Source organism: Microbacterium sp. NPDC090225 (assembly GCF_044772365.1).
Classification (GTDB): domain Bacteria; phylum Actinomycetota; class Actinomycetes; order Actinomycetales; family Microbacteriaceae; genus Microbacterium.
In genome coordinates this window covers 458,196-474,159 of the sequence record NZ_JBIVYS010000002.1, presented here as the reverse complement: position 1 = coordinate 474,159, position 15,964 = coordinate 458,196, and the positions used below count along the sequence as shown (strand labels likewise).

At 69.8% G+C, this 15,964-nt stretch carries 15 protein-coding genes; 8 read left to right on the top strand and 7 right to left on the bottom strand.

All coding sequences use genetic code 11. The features are described from left to right. Positions 1–103: 103 nt before the first annotated feature. From ACIQTT_RS16195 to ACIQTT_RS16160, 8 genes are all read left to right on the top strand, one after another. Complete coding sequence (locus tag ACIQTT_RS16195; RefSeq protein WP_402792352.1) at positions 104–418, top strand: PTS sugar transporter subunit IIB; 315 nt, start codon at positions 104–106, stop codon at positions 416–418. Further along, positions 415–690, top strand: coding sequence for an HPr family phosphocarrier protein (locus tag ACIQTT_RS16190; protein ID WP_247624821.1), 276 nt, complete (start codon positions 415–417; stop codon positions 688–690). Before ACIQTT_RS16195 ends, ACIQTT_RS16190 begins: the two co-directional genes overlap by 4 nt. Next, complete coding sequence (ptsP, locus tag ACIQTT_RS16185; RefSeq protein WP_402792349.1) at positions 690–2,375, top strand: phosphoenolpyruvate--protein phosphotransferase; 1,686 nt, start codon at positions 690–692, stop codon at positions 2,373–2,375. The genes ACIQTT_RS16190 and ptsP overlap by 1 nt, the downstream gene beginning before the upstream one ends. Then, entirely contained in the window at positions 2,372–3,988 is a 1,617-nt protein-coding gene (locus ACIQTT_RS16180; protein ID WP_402792346.1) for a PTS mannitol transporter subunit IICB, read from the top strand. Before ptsP ends, ACIQTT_RS16180 begins: the two co-directional genes overlap by 4 nt. A 63-nt stretch (positions 3,989–4,051) precedes the next feature. Next, complete coding sequence (locus tag ACIQTT_RS16175; protein WP_402792343.1) at positions 4,052–4,486, top strand: PTS sugar transporter subunit IIA; 435 nt, start codon at positions 4,052–4,054, stop codon at positions 4,484–4,486. Then, on the top strand, positions 4,483–5,640 hold the full coding sequence (locus ACIQTT_RS16170) for a mannitol-1-phosphate 5-dehydrogenase (protein ID WP_402792340.1): 1,158 nt from the start codon (positions 4,483–4,485) through the stop codon (positions 5,638–5,640). Before ACIQTT_RS16175 ends, ACIQTT_RS16170 begins: the two co-directional genes overlap by 4 nt. An 81-nt stretch (positions 5,641–5,721) precedes the next feature. Beyond that, complete coding sequence (locus ACIQTT_RS16165) at positions 5,722–7,014, top strand: flavin-containing monooxygenase (RefSeq protein WP_402792337.1); 1,293 nt, start codon at positions 5,722–5,724, stop codon at positions 7,012–7,014. 40 nt (positions 7,015–7,054) lie between these two features. Beyond that, positions 7,055–7,813, top strand: coding sequence for an alpha/beta hydrolase (locus tag ACIQTT_RS16160; RefSeq protein ID WP_402792335.1), 759 nt, complete (start codon positions 7,055–7,057; stop codon positions 7,811–7,813). 7 nt (positions 7,814–7,820) lie between these two features. On the opposite strand, the gene ACIQTT_RS16155 is transcribed toward ACIQTT_RS16160, so the two are convergent. The 7 genes from ACIQTT_RS16155 to ACIQTT_RS16125 all read right to left on the bottom strand — a co-directional run bounded on the left by ACIQTT_RS16155 (position 7,821) and on the right by ACIQTT_RS16125 (position 15,876). Then, positions 7,821–8,939 (bottom strand): polysaccharide deacetylase family protein, encoded by a 1,119-nt coding sequence (locus ACIQTT_RS16155; RefSeq protein ID WP_402792333.1) that lies wholly within the window; start codon positions 8,937–8,939, stop codon positions 7,821–7,823. 2 nt (positions 8,940–8,941) lie between these two features. Beyond that, a complete protein-coding gene (locus ACIQTT_RS16150) occupies positions 8,942–10,057 on the bottom strand; it encodes an adenosine deaminase (RefSeq protein ID WP_402792330.1) in 1,116 nt (371 codons plus the stop codon). A gap of 67 nt (positions 10,058–10,124) precedes the next feature. Continuing rightward, positions 10,125–11,420, bottom strand: a complete 1,296-nt coding sequence (locus tag ACIQTT_RS16145) for a thymidine phosphorylase (protein ID WP_402792327.1) — start codon at positions 11,418–11,420, stop codon at positions 10,125–10,127. Next, positions 11,417–11,815 carry a cytidine deaminase gene (locus ACIQTT_RS16140; protein ID WP_247624831.1) on the bottom strand — a complete coding sequence of 133 codons (399 nt, stop codon included), beginning with the start codon at positions 11,813–11,815 and terminating at the stop codon, positions 11,417–11,419. Before ACIQTT_RS16140 ends, ACIQTT_RS16145 begins: the two co-directional genes overlap by 4 nt. A gap of 7 nt (positions 11,816–11,822) precedes the next feature. Then, positions 11,823–13,103: an ABC transporter permease gene (locus ACIQTT_RS16135; protein ID WP_402792324.1), complete on the bottom strand. Its 1,281-nt coding sequence runs from the start codon at positions 13,101–13,103 to the stop codon at positions 11,823–11,825. Continuing rightward, the gene (locus tag ACIQTT_RS16130; protein ID WP_402792321.1) at positions 13,100–14,371 is read right to left on the bottom strand and encodes an ABC transporter permease; all 1,272 of its coding nucleotides are present in this window, start codon (positions 14,369–14,371) and stop codon (positions 13,100–13,102) included. Before ACIQTT_RS16130 ends, ACIQTT_RS16135 begins: the two co-directional genes overlap by 4 nt. Then, the gene (locus ACIQTT_RS16125) at positions 14,368–15,876 is read right to left on the bottom strand and encodes an ABC transporter ATP-binding protein (protein ID WP_402792318.1); all 1,509 of its coding nucleotides are present in this window, start codon (positions 15,874–15,876) and stop codon (positions 14,368–14,370) included. Before ACIQTT_RS16125 ends, ACIQTT_RS16130 begins: the two co-directional genes overlap by 4 nt. Positions 15,877–15,964: the final 88 nt, after the last annotated feature.

The following is a 15,964-nucleotide window of genomic DNA, read 5'->3' as shown; positions in this document are numbered from 1 at the left end:
GGCCGGAGCGGGGGCCGGAAGCAGGGTTCCGCAGGGGCGGAAAGGTTCTTGTTGGCACCCCACCCCCGGTCTTTCACAGACTGTTCTCAGGAAGGTGGAATCGATGAGGATCCTCATTGTGTGCGGCGCGGGTGCGTCGAGCACGTTCGTCGCACAGCGACTGCGGCGCGCCGCATCCGACGCGGGTCTCCCGTGGGATGCCGTCGCCGGAGTGGAATCCTCCGTCTTCCCCGGCGCACAGGATGCGCTCCTCGTCGGCCCGCACCTCGCGGACCGGGTGGACGCCCTGCGCGCGAGCGCCGGGGTTCCCGTCGCCCTCCTGCCCGCCGACATCTTCGCCGACCGCGACGGGGAACGGACGCTCGCCCTGGTGCGCGCGCTGCTCGCCGCGGAGACCACCCCGAAAGGAACACCATGACCGTTTCACGCACCGTTCGGATCGGCTCCTCCCACGGACTGCACGCGCGCCCCGCGAAGCTCTTCGCGCAGGCCGCCAAAGAGGCGGGCATCCCCGTCACGATCGCCAAGGACTCCGGCAAGGCCGTCAACGCGGCCAGCATCCTCGGGGTCATCGCCCTGGCGATCGAGCACGGCGACTACGTCACCCTCACGGCCGACGGTGACAGCGCGGAGGGCGTGCTCGACACGCTCACCGAACTGCTGACCACCGACCACGACCAGGAATCGTGATGAGCGAGCTGCGCGGAGTCGGCATCGGGCTCGGCGTCGCGCAGGGCCCGGTCGTGCGCATGACCGAGGCGCTGCCCGCGCCCGACCAGACGCCCAGCACCGTCGGCGCCGAGGCGGAGCGCGCCCGCGTGCGCGAGGCCGTGGCGGTCGTCGCCCAGGAGCTCACCGCTCGCGGCGAGGCAGCCGGCGGATCGGCCCAGGACGTGCTCGAAGCTCAGGCGATGATCGCCGAGGACCCGACGCTCCAGGACGAGGTCGACGAGCGCATCGACGCCGGATCCACCGCCGAGTGGGCCGTGCACGACGCCTTCGCGGGATTCAAGGCCACGCTCGAGGCCGTCGGGGGCTACCTCGGCGAGCGCGCCGCCGACCTCGACGACATCGCCCAGCGGGTGCTCGCCCGTCTGCGCGGCGTCGAGGCGCCCGGTGTGCCGAACCCGGGGCATCCGTTCGTCCTGGTGGCGCGCGACCTCGCACCCGCCGACACCGCCCTGCTCGATCTCGACCAGGTGCTCGCGCTCATCACGAGCGACGGCGGCCCCACCTCGCACACCGCGATCCTCGCCCGTGAGAAGGGCATCGTCGCGATCGTCGGAGCGACCGAGGCAGCGGCTCTCGCGACCGGCACGACGGTCATCGTCGACGCCGCGGCAGGGATCGTCACCGCCGACCCCGCGCAGGACGCCCTCGACCGCGCCGCCCAGCGCGCCGCGGAGCGCGCCTCCGCCGACGCCGCACCCGCGACGCCGGGGGCGCTGGCCGACGGCACCGCGATCCCGCTGCTGGCGAACCTCGGCAAGCCCGCGGATGCCGCGGACGCCGTCGAGCGCGGCGCCGAGGGCGTGGGGCTCTTCCGCACCGAGTTCCTGTTCCTCTCGGCCACGCAGGCGCCCACGATCGCTCAGCAGCGCGAGTCGTATCGCGAGCTGCTCGCCGCGTTCCCGGGCAAGAAGGTCGTCGTGCGCATGCTCGACGCGGGCGCCGACAAGCCGCTCGCCTTCCTCAACGACGCCCACGAGGAGAACCCGGCACTCGGGCTCCGGGGTCTGCGTTCCCTGCGCGCGAGCGAGGACATCCTGCGCGAGCAGCTCACGGCTCTCGCCGAGGCGGATGCCGCCACCTCCGCCGACCTGTGGGTCATGGCACCGATGGTGACCACCGTCGAGGAGACCGCGTACTTCACGGGCCTCGCCCGCGAATACGGGCTGAAGACCGCCGGCGTCATGGTCGAGGTGCCGGCGAACGCGCTGCTCGCCGACCGGGTGCTCGCGCACGCGGACTTCGCCTCGATCGGCACCAACGACCTGACGCAGTACACGATGGCCGCGGACCGCCTGCTCGGATCGGTCGCGAGCTTCCAGGACCCCTGGCACCCCGCTGTCCTGCGCCTCGTGCGCGAGGTCGGGACCGCAGGTTCTCGCCTGGGCAAGCCCGTCGGCATCTGCGGCGAGGCCGCCGCCGATCCCCTCCTCGCCGTCGTACTCGTGGGCCTCGGCGCCACGAGCCTCTCGATGGCTCCCGCAGCGCTGGCGGACGTCCGCCACGCGCTCTCCGAACGCACGCTCGACGAGGCCCGTAACCTCGCCGAGCTCGCACTGGCGGCGGACGACGCCGCCGGTGCACGCCTGGCCGTGGTGGAAGCATCCGCGGCCCTCCCTCCTCACCAGAAAGAGACGACATCATGACGACGACGTCACCAGCCCCCGCCAAGGCGAACGGGCTCCGAACGGGCGTGCAGCGTTTCGGCACGTTCCTCTCCGGCATGATCATGCCCAACATCGCGGCGTTCATCGCGTGGGGCTTCATCACCATGCTGTTCATCCCCGCCGGGTTCTTCGGCGCCAAGAGCCCCTTCGGCTGGCACTGGGCTCCGGTGGCCGAGATCATCGGCGGCGGCGGAGACTCCGCCGTCATCGGATGGCAGGGGGCCATGACAGCGGTCGCCGAAGGGGCCGACGGCAACATCTTCGCTTACGTCGGTCTGGTCGGCCCGATGGTCACCTACCTTCTGCCGCTGCTCATCGCGAACACCGCAGGCCGCATGGTCTACGGCGAGCGCGGTGGCGTCGTGGCGACGATCGCCACCATGGGTGTCATCGTCGGAACCAACATCCCGATGTTCCTGGGCGCGATGATCATGGGTCCGATCGCGGCGTGGATCACGAAGCAGATGGACAAGCTGTGGGACGGCAAGATCCGCCCCGGCTTCGAGATGCTCGTCAACAACTTCTCGGCCGGAATCCTCGGCATGATCCTTGCGATCGTCGGCTTCTTCGCCTTCGGCCCGGTGATGCTCGGCATCAGCGCCGTGCTCGGTGCGGCAGTCGACTGGCTCGTCTCGCTCAACCTGCTGCCCCTGGTCTCGATCATCGTCGAGCCCGCGAAGGTGCTCTTCCTGAACAACGCCATCAACCACGGCGTCTTCACCCCGCTCGGCATCGAGCAGGCCGCCGAAACGGGCAAGTCGATCCTCTTCCTCATCGAGGCGAACCCCGGCCCCGGTCTCGGTCTGCTGCTCGCGTTCACCTTCTTCGGTGTCGGTGCGGCGAAGGCCTCGGCTCCGGGCGCGGCCGTCATCCAGTTCTTCGGTGGTATCCACGAGATCTACTTCCCGTACGCGCTCAGCAAGCCGACCACCATCCTCGCCCTCATCGCGGGTGGCGCGGCCGGTGTCACGACGAACATGGTCCTCGGCGGCGGTCTCGGCTTCCCGGCCGCACCGGGCAGCATCATCGCCGTCACCGCCGGAGCGATCGGCTCGGGCGTCGGCAACCTCGTCGTCGTCTACCTGTCGGTGCTCATCGCCGCGGCCGTGACCTTCCTCATCACCGCCGTGATCCTCCGCGCCTCCCGCAAGCGCGACCTCGAGGCAGAGGGCGACACCTTCGGCGCCGCGATCGCGCAGACCGAGGCCAACAAGGGCAAGTCCTCCGCTGCGATGGACGCACTGCGCACCTCGAGCGGCGCAGCCGCCGGTGGCACCGCCGTCGCGACCGACCGCCGCATCGAGAACGTCGTGTTCGCGTGCGACGCCGGTATGGGTTCCTCCGCGATGGGCGCGAGCGTCCTGCGCAACAAGTTCAAGAAGGCGGGCGTCGACGGCGTCACGGTCACCAATCAGGCGATCGCGAACCTCGACGGGACGGCCGATCTCGTGATCACGCAGCAGCAGCTGACGGATCGCGCGAAGGCCCAGTCGCCGAACTCCCTGCACGTATCGGTCGACAACTTCATGAATTCCCCGAAGTATGAAGAGGTCGTCGAGATGGTGCGCGCCCAGCGCGGCACCGACGCGTGACACACCCCGGTGGGCGGATGCTGCGGCATCCGCCCACCGGACCATTCTCAGAAAGGAATCATCATGAGCGTTCTCACCCTCGACCAGATCCGGATCCACCCGGGATCGGTGACGCAGGAGGAAGCCCTGCAGGAGGCGACCGACATCCTGGTCTCGGTGGGCGCAGTGACCCCGGCCTACGTCGACGCGATGCGTCAGCGCGAGGAGACGGTCTCGACCTTCATGGGCAACGGCCTCGCGATCCCGCACGGCACCAACGAGACCAAGGACGCGATCCTCGCCTCGGCCCTCTCCGTCGTGCGCTACGACGGCGGCGTGGACTGGGCGGGCGAGCCCGCGACGTTCGTGATCGGCATCGCCGGCCGCGGTGACGAGCACCTCGAGATCCTCTCGCAGATCGCGATCCTGTTCTCCGACGAGGACGACGTCGCGAAACTGACGGCGGCGCAGACCCCCGACGAGCTTTTCGCCCTGCTCTCGGCGGTGAACGAGGGATGAAGGCCGTCCAGTTCGGCGCCGGCAACATCGGCCGCGGCTTCGTGGGTCTCCTGCTCCACGAGGGCGGCTACGAGGTCGTCTTCTCGGATGTGGCGGACGCACTCGTCGACGCGATCAACGCGGTCGATTCGTACACGGTGCACGAGGTCGGGCCAGGGGGCATCGACCGCACGGTGACCGGGTTCCGCGCCGTCAACAGCAAGACCGATCCGGATACCGCGGCCGACGAGGTCGCCACGGCCGATGTCGTGACGTGCGCGGTCGGACCGACGGTGCTGCGCTTCATCGCGCCGACGATCGTCTCCGGCCTCACCCGCCGCTCCCCCGACGCTGCACCGCTGGTGATCATGGCGTGCGAGAACGCGATCGGCGCGACCGATCTGCTCCGCGCCGAGATCGAGAGCGCCGCGGGCGCCGATGCGCCCGATCTGCTCGCACGCGCGGTGTTCGCGAACACCGCCGTCGATCGCATCGTGCCGGCCCAGCCCGAGGGTGCGGGCGTCGACGTCACGGTCGAGCCGTACTTCGAGTGGACGATCGAGCAGGGCCCCTTCGGTGGCACGCTGCCGAGCATCCCCGGAGCGCACTTCGTCGACGACCTCGCCCCGTACATCGAGCGCAAGCTGTTCACGGTCAACACCGGCCACGCGGCCACCGCCTACTTCGGCGCCCGTGCCGGCATCGACCGGATCTCCGACGCCCTCGCCGATCCGCAGATCGCCACGGCGGTCGGCGCGGCCCTCGAGGAGACCTCGGCGGTGCTCGCGGCGACCCACGGGCTGGACCCGACCGATCTCGCCGAGTACCGCGCGACGATCCTGGAGCGTTTCCGCAATCCGGCGCTCATCGACACGGTGCAGCGCGTCGGACGCCAGCCGCTGCGCAAGATCTCCCGGCACGAACGGTTCATCGGCCCGGCCGCCGCCGCGGCCGAGCACGGCCTGTCGACGGATGCCCTCGTCGCGGCGATCGCGGCGACCCTCGAGTTCGAGGATGCCGAGGACACCCAGTCCGTCGAGCTGCGTCAGTTGCTCGGCACGCTGGACGCGCAGACGTTCACGACGCGCACGACGGGACTGGAGCCGCAGCATCCGCTCTTCGCCGCCGTCGAGGCGGTCGTGGCCACCCGGCAGGACGCTCTCCGCGCCGCCTGAGCCATCGATCGCGGACGCCCCCGCACCCCGATACGATCGGGGTGCGGGGGCGTTTTCGGTACACAGACGTGCGGGGGCAACATGGACACCTATGCCGTGATCGGTGCGGGCCCGTCGGGCCTGGCCGCCGTCCGCGCGCTCCAGAAGCGCGGCATCCCCGTCGACGGTTACGAGGCCTCGCACGGCGTCGGCGGTCTCTGGGACATCTCCAATCCGCGCAGCACGATGTACGAGTCGGCGCACCTCATCTCGTCGCGCACGACGACCGAGTTCCGCGAGTTCCCGATGCGATCCACGGTCGACTATCCCGGGCATGCGGTGCTGCTCGAGTACTTCCGGGAGTACGCCGACCACTTCGGCCTCACCGAGCTCTTCCGCTTCGACACGCGCGTCACCCGGCTCGACCCCCGCGACGACGGCGGTTGGGACCTGACGAGCGCCGGCCCGGACGGCGAGCACACGCGCCGGTACGCCGGCGTCGTGCTCGCGAACGGCACGCTCGCCGAGCCGAACGTCCCCACCTTCCCGGGCGGGTTCGCCGGCGAGGTGCTGCACACGAGCGCTTACTCCTCTCCCGCGCAGCTCGCAGGACGCCGGGTGCTGATCGTCGGCGCCGGGAACTCGGGCTGCGACATCGCGGTGGATGCCGTGCACCGCGCCGACGCGATCGACATGAGCGTGCGTCGCGGTTACTACTTCGTGCCGCGCTACCTCTTCGGCCGGCCGAGCGACACCCTGAACCAGGGCCGCCCGCTCCCCGCCCGGCTCAAGCAGGCCCTCGACTCCCGCGTGCTGCGTGCGTTCACGGGTGACCCCGTGCGGTTCGGCTTCCCGAAGCCCGACTACCGCATCTACGAGTCGCACCCGATCGTGAACACCATGGTGCTCAATCACCTCGGCCAGGGAGACCTGCGCGTCCGCCCCGACGTCGACCGCTTCGACGGCTCGACCGTGCATTTCCGCGACGGGTCGTCCGGCGACTACGACCTGGTGCTCCTCGCGACCGGCTATCGGCTCGACTACCCGTTCGTCGACTCCGCGCACCTGAACTGGCGCGGCGCCTCCCCCGAGCTGTTCCTGCACATCTTCCCGTCGTCGTTCAACGGGCTGTTCATGATGGGCATGATCGAGGCATCCGGGATCGGCTGGCAGGGGCGCTACGAGCAGGCGGAGCTCGTCGCCGCATATCTCGACGCGGCCGAGCGCGACCCGTCTCGCGCGGCCCGGTTCCGCGCGAGAGTCACCGAATCCGCCTGGCCAGACCTCACCGGCGGCTACCACTACTTGAATCTCGACCGCATGGCCTACTACGTGAACAAGGACGCCTACCGCGGTGCGGTCCGGCGCGAGCTGCGCGCCCTCGCCAGCGCTTAGACCTGTGCTCGTTCACAGGCGCCCGACGTAAGCTGGGCAGGTGCAGAAGAAGCGTGGCCGGCGCGTCCTGAAGTGGACGCTGTGGAGCATCCTGATCATCCTCGTCCTCGGCGCCGGCGGTATCGTCGCCTGGAGCCAGATCGGTGTGATGGGGGCGGAGAAGGCACCTCTCGCCGCCGTGCGCGAGAACCCCGCGATCACGGTCAACGACGCGGAGCAGGGCATCGTCCTCACGCCCGCCGACGGCGACTCCGAGATCGGGCTCGTCTTCGTGCCCGGCGCGAAGGTCGACCCCTGGGCGTACGCCGCGATCCTGCAGGGCGTCGTCGAGGAGGGGGTCACGGTCGTGATCACCCGCCCCTGGCTGAACCTCGCCTTCTTCGACCCGCGACCCCTCGACTCCTTCACCTCCGCCGCGCCCGACGTCGACGCGTGGGCCGTGGGCGGCCACTCGCTGGGCGGCGTGCGTGCCTGCCAGCTCGCGGCGGATGCCGACGCCCTCGTGCTCTTCGGCTCCTACTGCTCCAACGATCTGTCCGACACCGATCTCGCGGTCCTCAGCCTCGCCGGCTCCGAGGACGGCCTCTCGACGCCGGCGAAGATCGCGGATGCGCGCGGCAACCTGCCCGCCGATGCCGACCTCGTCGAGATCGACGGCGCCTCGCACGCCTCGTTCGGGGACTACGGGCCGCAGGCCGGCGACGGCACGCCCTCGATCCCCGACGACGAGATGCACGCCACCGTCACCGAGCTCCTCGGTGCGTTCCTCGCCGAGGAGGCGCTGGCCGCCGCCGGCTGAGCGCGGCTCAGCCGATCCGCGAGATCAGCGAGTCGAGGCCCATTCCGTAGTCGATGCGCACGACGGGGAGCGCCAGCTTGTCGGTGCCGATCTCGACGTAGCCCGGCTCGATGGTGCGGGCCATCTCGAAGCCGGCCTGCGTCACGCCCTGCTTCGCCGTGTCGTTGTAGTGCCCGAACGGGTAGGCGATCACCTCGCGCACGCCCAGTGCGTCGCCGGAGGTGTTGAGGTCGGCGGCGATCTCGTCGGCGGTCCAGTTCTCCATGCGGCCCCGACCGTTGGCGCCGGCCTGGTGCATGTCGTGCGTGTGCGAGCGTCGCAGCACGTACGGCGACGGCGGCGGGTCCTGGCGGTAGGCGGTGATCATGAACGACGTCGAGAGCAGCTCGTACTTGTCGACGACCGGCACGGCGAGGTCGAACCACGTCTGGTCGGCGTCGTCGTCGGTGATGATGACGGAGCGCGCGGGAAGCGACAGCCGACCGTCGATGAACGCGCTCAGCTCGTCCCATGTGGGCAGGTAGAACCCGGTGGTCGCGATGTGGTTCATCTGCGCGTCGAAGTCGCCGATGTAGGCGTAGTTGCCCCGCAGCCACCCGGACTCCCCCTCGGGGTTCGCGGTGAACTGGTGGTACATGAGGATCGGCACCTGCACATCGGCCGCCGCGTTCGCCTCCGGCGTCGTCCACGCGCCGAACAGCTCGACCTCGGCATCCGTGCACACGACCGCGTCCGCGCCGTTGACGCGCGCCGCGACGTTCTGCGCCGCCGCGTCGTCGGCGGTGGCGTACCACCCGGCGAACACGCGGCCGTCCTGCGCCGGGATCGGCAGGTACGCGTAGAGCGCACCCTGCGACTGCACCTGCATGTCGAGCGCGATTCCCTCACCCGTGAACGACACGGCGCACCCGTTCGGGTCGCCGGAGTCGGCGACGAGCTGCTGCGCCGCGGTCAGCGGGCGCTCGATCGGCGTGGCCTCGACGCGCGGGATCGGTTCGGGCTCACGATTCATCCACGTGAACGCTGCCGCGGCACCACCGGCCACGACCACCACAGCGACGACCGCGCCGATCCAGATCCCCCGGCGTCTGCGCCGCGCCCGCGAACGGCTCCCCCGTGTCGTCATGGTCAGGCGTCGAAGCCTTCGGCGATCATCTCCACCAGTTCTTCGCGCTCCTCGACCGGGAGGAACGTCGCGGCCGCGGCGTTGAACTGGAACGTCTCGAGATCGTCGAGGTCGTACTCGAACGCCTCGACGAGCAGGGCGAGCTCCCGGGTGAGCGAGGTCGCGCTCATGGTGCGGTTGTCGACGTTCACGGTGACGGCGAAGCCGAGCTGGTAGAGCAGGTCGAACGGGTGGTCGGCGAGCTCCGAGCCCCAGGCGGCGACCGCCCCGGTCTGCAGGTTCGACGACGGCGACAGCTCGAGAGGGATCTCACGGTCGCGCACCCAGCGCGCCACGTCCCCGAACTGCACCTGCACCTCGTCGCCCTCACGCGTGATGACCTCGAGGTCCTCGGCGATGCGCACGCCGTGCCCCAGGCGCAGGGCGCGACCGTCGAGCAGCGCGGAGCGGATCGAGTCGAGTCCGGCCGCCTCGCCGGCGTGCACCGTCACGGGGAAGAAGTTGTCGGCGAGGTAGTCGAAGGCCTCGCCATAGTTCGACGACGGGAAGCCGTCCTCGGGGCCCGCGGTGTCGAAGCCCACCACGCCGCGCCCGCGGAAGTCGACCGCGAGTTCCGCGATCTCGCGGGCGCGATCGTGCTGGCGCATCGCCGACAGCAGCTGGCCGACCCGGATGCTGTGCCCCGCGGCGTCCGCGGCGTCCTCGCCCTCCTCGATCCCCTGCTGCACGGCCTCGACGACCTGCTCGAGGCTGAGGCCGCCCGCCAGATGCTGCTCGGGTGCCCAGCGCACCTCGCCGTAGATCACGCCGTCCTTCGCCAGGTCCTGCACGAACTCCCGGGCCACCCGGGTCAGCGCCTCCGGCGTCTGCATGACCGCGATCGTGAGGTCGAACGTCTTCAGGTACTCGACCAGCGAGCCCGAATCGCTCTGCTTCGCGAACCAGCGCCCGAGCGAGCGTGCATCGCTCTGCGGCAGCTCGATGCCCGCGGCATCCGCCAGCTCGACGATCGTCGCCGGACGCAGCGCGCCGTCGAGATGGTCGTGCAGCGACACCTTCGGCAGACTCCGCAGGGAGATCCCCTGGATCTTGACGTCGCCGTTCGCATCGATCGCCATGGGGATCCTCCAGTCGCAGAAAAGTGTGGCGGTGGTGACCGCCGTGTTCAGGGTAGCGGGCCGGAGGTCAGGCCGTGATGCGTTCGCGCACGATCGGTCCGCGCGCGGGCGCATCCGCTCCGATCTCCCACGCTCCCTCGAGCGCCTCGATCGCGCGCGGGAAGCGCGCCTCGTCGGCCGCCGAGAGCGTGAACAGCGGCTGTCCGGCGACGACGCGGTCGCCCGGCTTCGCGTGCAGGTCGATCCCCGCCTCGAAGATCACGGGGTCCTCGGCGCGCGCACGGCCGGCGCCGAGACGCCAGGCCGCGATGCCGAACGGCAGGGCGTCCATGCGGCTGACGACGCCGTCGGCGGGCGCCGTGACGACGTGGGTCTCGCGGGCGACCGGAAGCGCGGCATCCGGGTCGCCGTCCTGCGCGCGGATCATCGCCTTCCACTGATCCATCGCGCGCCCGTCGTCGAGAGCCGCCTCCACATCGGCATCCGGCTGACCGGCCAGCGCGAGCATCTCGCGGGCCAGCGCGATCGTGAGCTCGCGGACGTCGGCGGGACCTGCGCCGGCCAGGATCTCGACCGACTCGCGCACCTCGTTGGCATTGCCGATCGCGAAGCCGAGGGGCACGTTCATGTCGGTGAGCAGAGCCGTCGTCGCGACGCCCGAATCGGTGCCGAGCGCGACCATCGTGCGCGCGAGTTCGCGCGCACGATCGATGTCCTGCATGAAGGCGCCCGACCCGAACTTGACGTCGAGCACGAGGGCGTCCGTGCCCTCCGCGATCTTCTTCGACATGATGCTCGACGCGATCAGCGGGATCGCCTCGACCGTGCCGGTCACGTCGCGCAGCGCGTAGAGCTTCTTGTCGGCGGGGGCGAGACCGGAACCCGCCGCGCAGATCACCGCACCCACGTCGCCCTGCATCTGGGCGAACATCTCCTCGTTGCTGAGCGCCGCGCGCCAGCCGGGGATCGACTCGAGCTTGTCGAGCGTGCCGCCCGTGTGGCCGAGGCCGCGGCCGCTGAGCTGCGGCACCGCCACCCCGAACGCCGCGACCAGCGGAGCGAGCGGCAGCGTGATCTTGTCGCCCACGCCACCCGTGGAGTGCTTGTCGACCGTCTTCTTGCCCAGAGAGGCGAAGCTCATCCGCTCCCCCGACGCGATCATCGCGTCGGTGAGCACCCGGATCTCATCGCGCTCCATGCCGCGCTGGAAGATCGCCATCGCGAACGACGCCATCTGCGCGTCCGAGACGTAGCCGCGCGTGTACGCGTCGACCATCCACCGCAGGGCGGGCTCCGGAACGGCTCCGCCATCGCGCTTCGCGCGGATCACGTCGACCGCGTCGTAGGGCTCTACCGTGATCATCGTGCGTCCTCCAGGTCGCGGGGGCCGAACGCATCCGGCAGTACTTCGTCGATCGTGCGGATGCCGGAGACGGTCTCGAGCAGCATCCCGGGCATCGCGTGCTCGAACAGCAGCTGACGGCAGCGTCCGCACGGCATGATCGTCTGCCCGTCGTTGTTCACGCACACGAAGGCGACGAGCTGGCCGCCGCCCGACATGTGCAGATCGCCGACGAGAGCGCACTCGGCGCACAGCGTGACGCCGTAGGAGGCGTTCTCGACGTTGCAGCCGGCGACGATGCGACCGTCGCCCACCAGGGCCGCAGCCCCCACGCGGTAGCGAGAATACGGGGCGTAGGCCTTCTCCATGGCGGACGTGGCGACCTGACGCAGCTCGTCCCAGTCGATGTCTGTCATGTCTCTCCTAGGACTTGATGTACGGTTCGCCGTCGGCCGCGGGGGCCCGCGACTTCCCGACGAGGCCGGCGACCGCGAAGATCGTCACGACGTACGGCAGCATGAGCATGAACTGGCTCGGCACCGGGGATCCGATGACGCTGAGCACGCCCTGCAGGTTGGTGGCGAAGCCGAACAGCAGCGCCGCGAGGGTGGCCTTGATCGGGTCCCACTTACCGAAGATCACCGCGGCGAGAGCGATGAATCCCGCGCCCGCCGTCATCTCCTGGTTGAAGCGCGGCACCGAGACGAGCGTGTAGAACGCACCGCCCATTCCGGCCACGGCACCCGCGAGCAGGATCGCCCGGTAGCGGGTCGCCAGCACCTTGATGCCGACCGTGTCAGCGGCCTGCGGGTGCTCGCCGACCGCGCGCAGACGCAGACCCCAGCGGGTGCGGTACAGACCGAACCAGACCAGCGCGACCACGAAGAACATCAGGTAGACGATGAACGACTGGCGGAACAGGATCGGGCCGATGACCGGGATCTCGCTCAGCACGGGGATCGACACGGTGTCGAACGTGGCCGGGCTGTTGAGGGTCTCGGTGTTCGGGGCGAGCACCACGCGGAAGAGGAAGGTCGTCAGACCGATCACCAGCACGTTCAGCACGACACCGACGATGACCTGGTCGACGTAGTACGTGATCGTGAAGACGCCGAGCACGAGCGAGACGAGCATGCCCGCCCCCATCGCAGCGACCAGACCCGCCCACGGCGACCCCGTGATCGACGAGGCGATCGCGGCCGAGAAGGCACCGGCCAGCAGCTGCGCCTCGATCGCGATGTTCACGACACCGGCGCGCTCACCGATCACGCCACCCAGGGCGCCGAAGATCAGGGGCGTGGCCAGGGCCAGCGCTCCCCCGAGCAGGCTGATCATGCGCAGCGTCTCACCGGCCGCGGCCCAGGCGAGGAAGCCCAGCAGGAGCGCCGCGACGTAGACGATCACCAGCCACAGCGGGATGCTGCGGCGAGCCGATGCCCGCACGAACGCGAACACGGTGACGGCGGCGAGCACGACGACGGCGATCCACGCGGTCGCGTTCGCGGGCAGGACCACATCCGGGATCGCGAAGAACGCATCGGCCGAGGCCAGACGGAAGGTCGTCTCTCCCTCGCGCGGCGCCAGCAAGGGCAGCAGGGCGAACAGGACCGTGAAGATCCCGAAGATGATCGGCGCCTTCCACGAGGCGACGGCGACGGCGCGCGGCTCCTCGATCGCGACGGCGGCATTCGTGACGGCGCTCATGCCGACACCTCCTGCTTCTGCGACTTCTTGGCCGCTCGGGTCTTCTTGCGTGAGGGACGCCCGGGCTGCGGGAGACCGAACATCGCACGCACCAGCGGGGGCGCGGCGATGAAGAGCACGATCAGCGACTGCACGACGAGCACGATCTCGATCGGGATGCCCTGCGAGGACTGCATCGTGAAGCCACCGGTCTTGAACGCGCCGAAGAGGAGTCCGGCGCCGAGGATGCCGATCGGCGACGAGCGCCCGAGCAGGGCGACCGTGATGGCGTCGAAGCCGATACCGGCGTCGATCGAACCGCCGAAGCCGCTGGTCTCGGTGCCGAGGATCTGGCTGATGCCCGCGATGCCGATGAGGGCTCCGGCGATCAGCATCACGACGAAGTACATCTTTCCGACGTTGATGCCGGCGACGCGCGCGGCCGCCGGGTTCTCGCCGACGGCACGGAAGCGGAAGCCGAGCGACGAGCGCTCCAGCAGCCACCAGGTGAAGGCGACGGCGGCGAGTGCCACGACGAAGCCCCAGTGCAGCTTGTAGGAATCGCCCAGCAGCGACGGGAGCACCGCGGAGTCGGGCATCGGAGCCGTCTTCGGGTTGCTCGAACCCGGCGCCTGCAGGATGCCCTGCGTCGCCAGCATCCACGCCAGGAGGTAGAAGGCGATGTGGTTGAGCATGATCGTCGTGATCACCTCGTGCGCGCCGGTGCGTGCCTTGAGGAATCCGGCGATACCGGCCCACAGGGCCGCGGCGACCATACCCGCGATGACGGCGGCGATCAGGTGCAGCGGGAACGGCATGTCGATCTGCGTCGCGACGTATCCGCCGGCCGCGGCCGCCATCAGCATCTGTCCCTGGCCACCGATGTTGAACAGACCGGCGCGGAACGCCAGACCGACACCGAGTCCGGCCGCGATCAGCGGCGTCGCGAACTTGAGCGTCTCGGTGAGCGGGCGGATGCCGGTGGCGAAGTCGTCGGCGTTGAAGTTGTAGATCGCTCCGCGGAACAGCGCGGCGTACGCACCGCTGACGGCCTGCCAGACGGCGGCGATCATGTCACCGGGACGGGCGAAGAAGTACCCCGCCGCCTCCTGCACCTCTTCGTTGGTGGCCGCGATCATGATCGAGCCGACGACGACCGCGATCAGGACGGCGAGCACCGAGATGATCGCGTTGCCCGAGATGATCTGCTGGAACGCCACACGCCAGCGCGAGGGGGCCACGACGGTCTCCGGCTCGGCGAGCGGTCCCTTGGTCTCTGCGACGCTCATGCGTTCTCTCCGTTCATGCCCGCCATCATCAGACCGAGCTGATCGCGGGGGGTGTTGCCGGGCACGATGCCGACGACGCGGCCGCGGTACATCACGAGGATCCGGTCGGCGAGGGCGGCGACCTCGTCGAGCTCGGTCGAGATCACGATCACCGGAACACCGGCATCGCGCGTGTCGATGATGCGCTTGTGGATGAACTCGATCGACCCGACGTCGACTCCGCGGGTCGGCTGCGCGGCGACGAACAGCGCGAGGTCGCGGCTGAGTTCGCGGGCGAGGACGACCTTCTGCTGGTTGCCGCCCGACAGGCGGCCGGCGGCCTGCGCCGGTCCCTGCGTACGGATGTCGAACTCGGCGATCTTGGCGCGGGCGAACTCGTCGAGAGCACCACGGCGCACCGTTCCGGCGGAGACGAACTCCCCGCCGAACGACCGGTCGAGCATGAGGTTCTCCGAGATCGAGAACTCCTTGACGAGGCCGTCGACGCTGCGGTCCTCGGGCACGAAGCCCACACCCGCGTCGAGGATCTGCCGCACGCTGCGTCCGACGAGCTCCTCGCCGTCGAGACGGATGCTGCCGCGCACGTGATCCTGCAGGCCGAGGATCGCCTCGGTGAGCTCTGTCTGGCCGTTGCCCTGCACACCGGCGATCGCGAGGACCTCTCCCCCGTGCACCTCGAAGCTCGCGTCGTCGACGAGGACGATGCCGGAGCGGTCGGTGACGGTGAGGCCCTGGACGCTCAGGCCGTTGTCGCGCAGCGTCGGGGCGTCCTTGTGGACGGTGAGCTCGACCGCGCGGCCGACCATGAGCGACGCGAGCTCCTCGTTCGAAGCCGTGGGCGATGCTTCGCCGACGACCTTGCCGAGGCGGATCACGGTGATGCGATCGGCGACCTCGCGGACCTCGCGGAGCTTGTGGGTGATGAAGACGATCGAGGTGCCCTGCGACTTGAGCTGGCGCATCGTGGCCATCAGCTCGTCGGTCTCCTGCGGCGTGAGCACGGCGGTCGGCTCGTCGAACACGAGCACCTTCGCCTCGCGCGAGAGCGCCTTGATGATCTCGACGCGCTGCTGCACGCCGACGGGGAGGTCCTCGACGAGCGCGTCGGGGTCGACGGCGAATCCGAAGCGGTCCGAGATCTCGCGCACCTTCGCGCGAGCGGCCGCGAGGTCGAGACGACCTCCGAATCGGGTCTGCTCGTGGCCGAGCATGACGTTCTCGGCGACGGTGAAGACGGGGATCAGCATGAAGTGCTGGTGCACCATCCCGATGCCGGCCGCCATGGCGTCGCCGGGTCCGTCGAAGTGCTGGACGACGTCGTCCAGCAGGATGTCGCCCTCGTCGGCCTGGTAGAGGCCGTAGAGAACGTTCATCAGCGTCGACTTCCCGGCGCCGTTCTCACCGAGAAGACAGTGGATCTCGCCCTCTTCGACGGTGAGATCGATGTGGTCGTTGGCTGTCAGCGCCCCGAATCTCTTCGTGATGCCGCGCAGTTCAAGCTTCATGTATTCGATCCTATTCAGCAGACCGGAGCGTCGGGAATGCCTCCCGACAGGACGGAACGGGGAGGCCGACGAGCGTCGGCCTCCCCGT

Excerpts from the sequence above, each read along its gene's own strand:
- ACIQTT_RS16195 (WP_402792352.1), top strand. The coding sequence starts at position 104 with ATGAGGATCCTCATTGTGTGCGGCGCGGGTGCGTCGAGCACGTTCGTC.
- ACIQTT_RS16190 (WP_247624821.1), top strand. The coding sequence starts at position 415 with ATGACCGTTTCACGCACCGTTCGGATCGGCTCCTCCCACGGACTGCAC.
- ptsP (WP_402792349.1), top strand. The coding sequence starts at position 690 with ATGAGCGAGCTGCGCGGAGTCGGCATCGGGCTCGGCGTCGCGCAGGGC.
- ACIQTT_RS16180 (WP_402792346.1), top strand. The coding sequence starts at position 2,372 with ATGACGACGACGTCACCAGCCCCCGCCAAGGCGAACGGGCTCCGAACG.
- ACIQTT_RS16175 (WP_402792343.1), top strand. The coding sequence starts at position 4,052 with ATGAGCGTTCTCACCCTCGACCAGATCCGGATCCACCCGGGATCGGTG.
- ACIQTT_RS16170 (WP_402792340.1), top strand. The coding sequence starts at position 4,483 with ATGAAGGCCGTCCAGTTCGGCGCCGGCAACATCGGCCGCGGCTTCGTG.
- ACIQTT_RS16165 (WP_402792337.1), top strand. The coding sequence starts at position 5,722 with ATGGACACCTATGCCGTGATCGGTGCGGGCCCGTCGGGCCTGGCCGCC.
- ACIQTT_RS16155 (WP_402792333.1), bottom strand. The coding sequence starts at position 8,939 with ATGACGACACGGGGGAGCCGTTCGCGGGCGCGGCGCAGACGCCGGGGG.
- ACIQTT_RS16150 (WP_402792330.1), bottom strand. The coding sequence starts at position 10,057 with ATGGCGATCGATGCGAACGGCGACGTCAAGATCCAGGGGATCTCCCTG.
- ACIQTT_RS16145 (WP_402792327.1), bottom strand. The coding sequence starts at position 11,420 with ATGATCACGGTAGAGCCCTACGACGCGGTCGACGTGATCCGCGCGAAG.
- ACIQTT_RS16140 (WP_247624831.1), bottom strand. The coding sequence starts at position 11,815 with ATGACAGACATCGACTGGGACGAGCTGCGTCAGGTCGCCACGTCCGCC.
- ACIQTT_RS16135 (WP_402792324.1), bottom strand. The coding sequence starts at position 13,103 with ATGAGCGCCGTCACGAATGCCGCCGTCGCGATCGAGGAGCCGCGCGCC.
- ACIQTT_RS16130 (WP_402792321.1), bottom strand. The coding sequence starts at position 14,371 with ATGAGCGTCGCAGAGACCAAGGGACCGCTCGCCGAGCCGGAGACCGTC.
- ACIQTT_RS16125 (WP_402792318.1), bottom strand. The coding sequence starts at position 15,876 with ATGAAGCTTGAACTGCGCGGCATCACGAAGAGATTCGGGGCGCTGACA.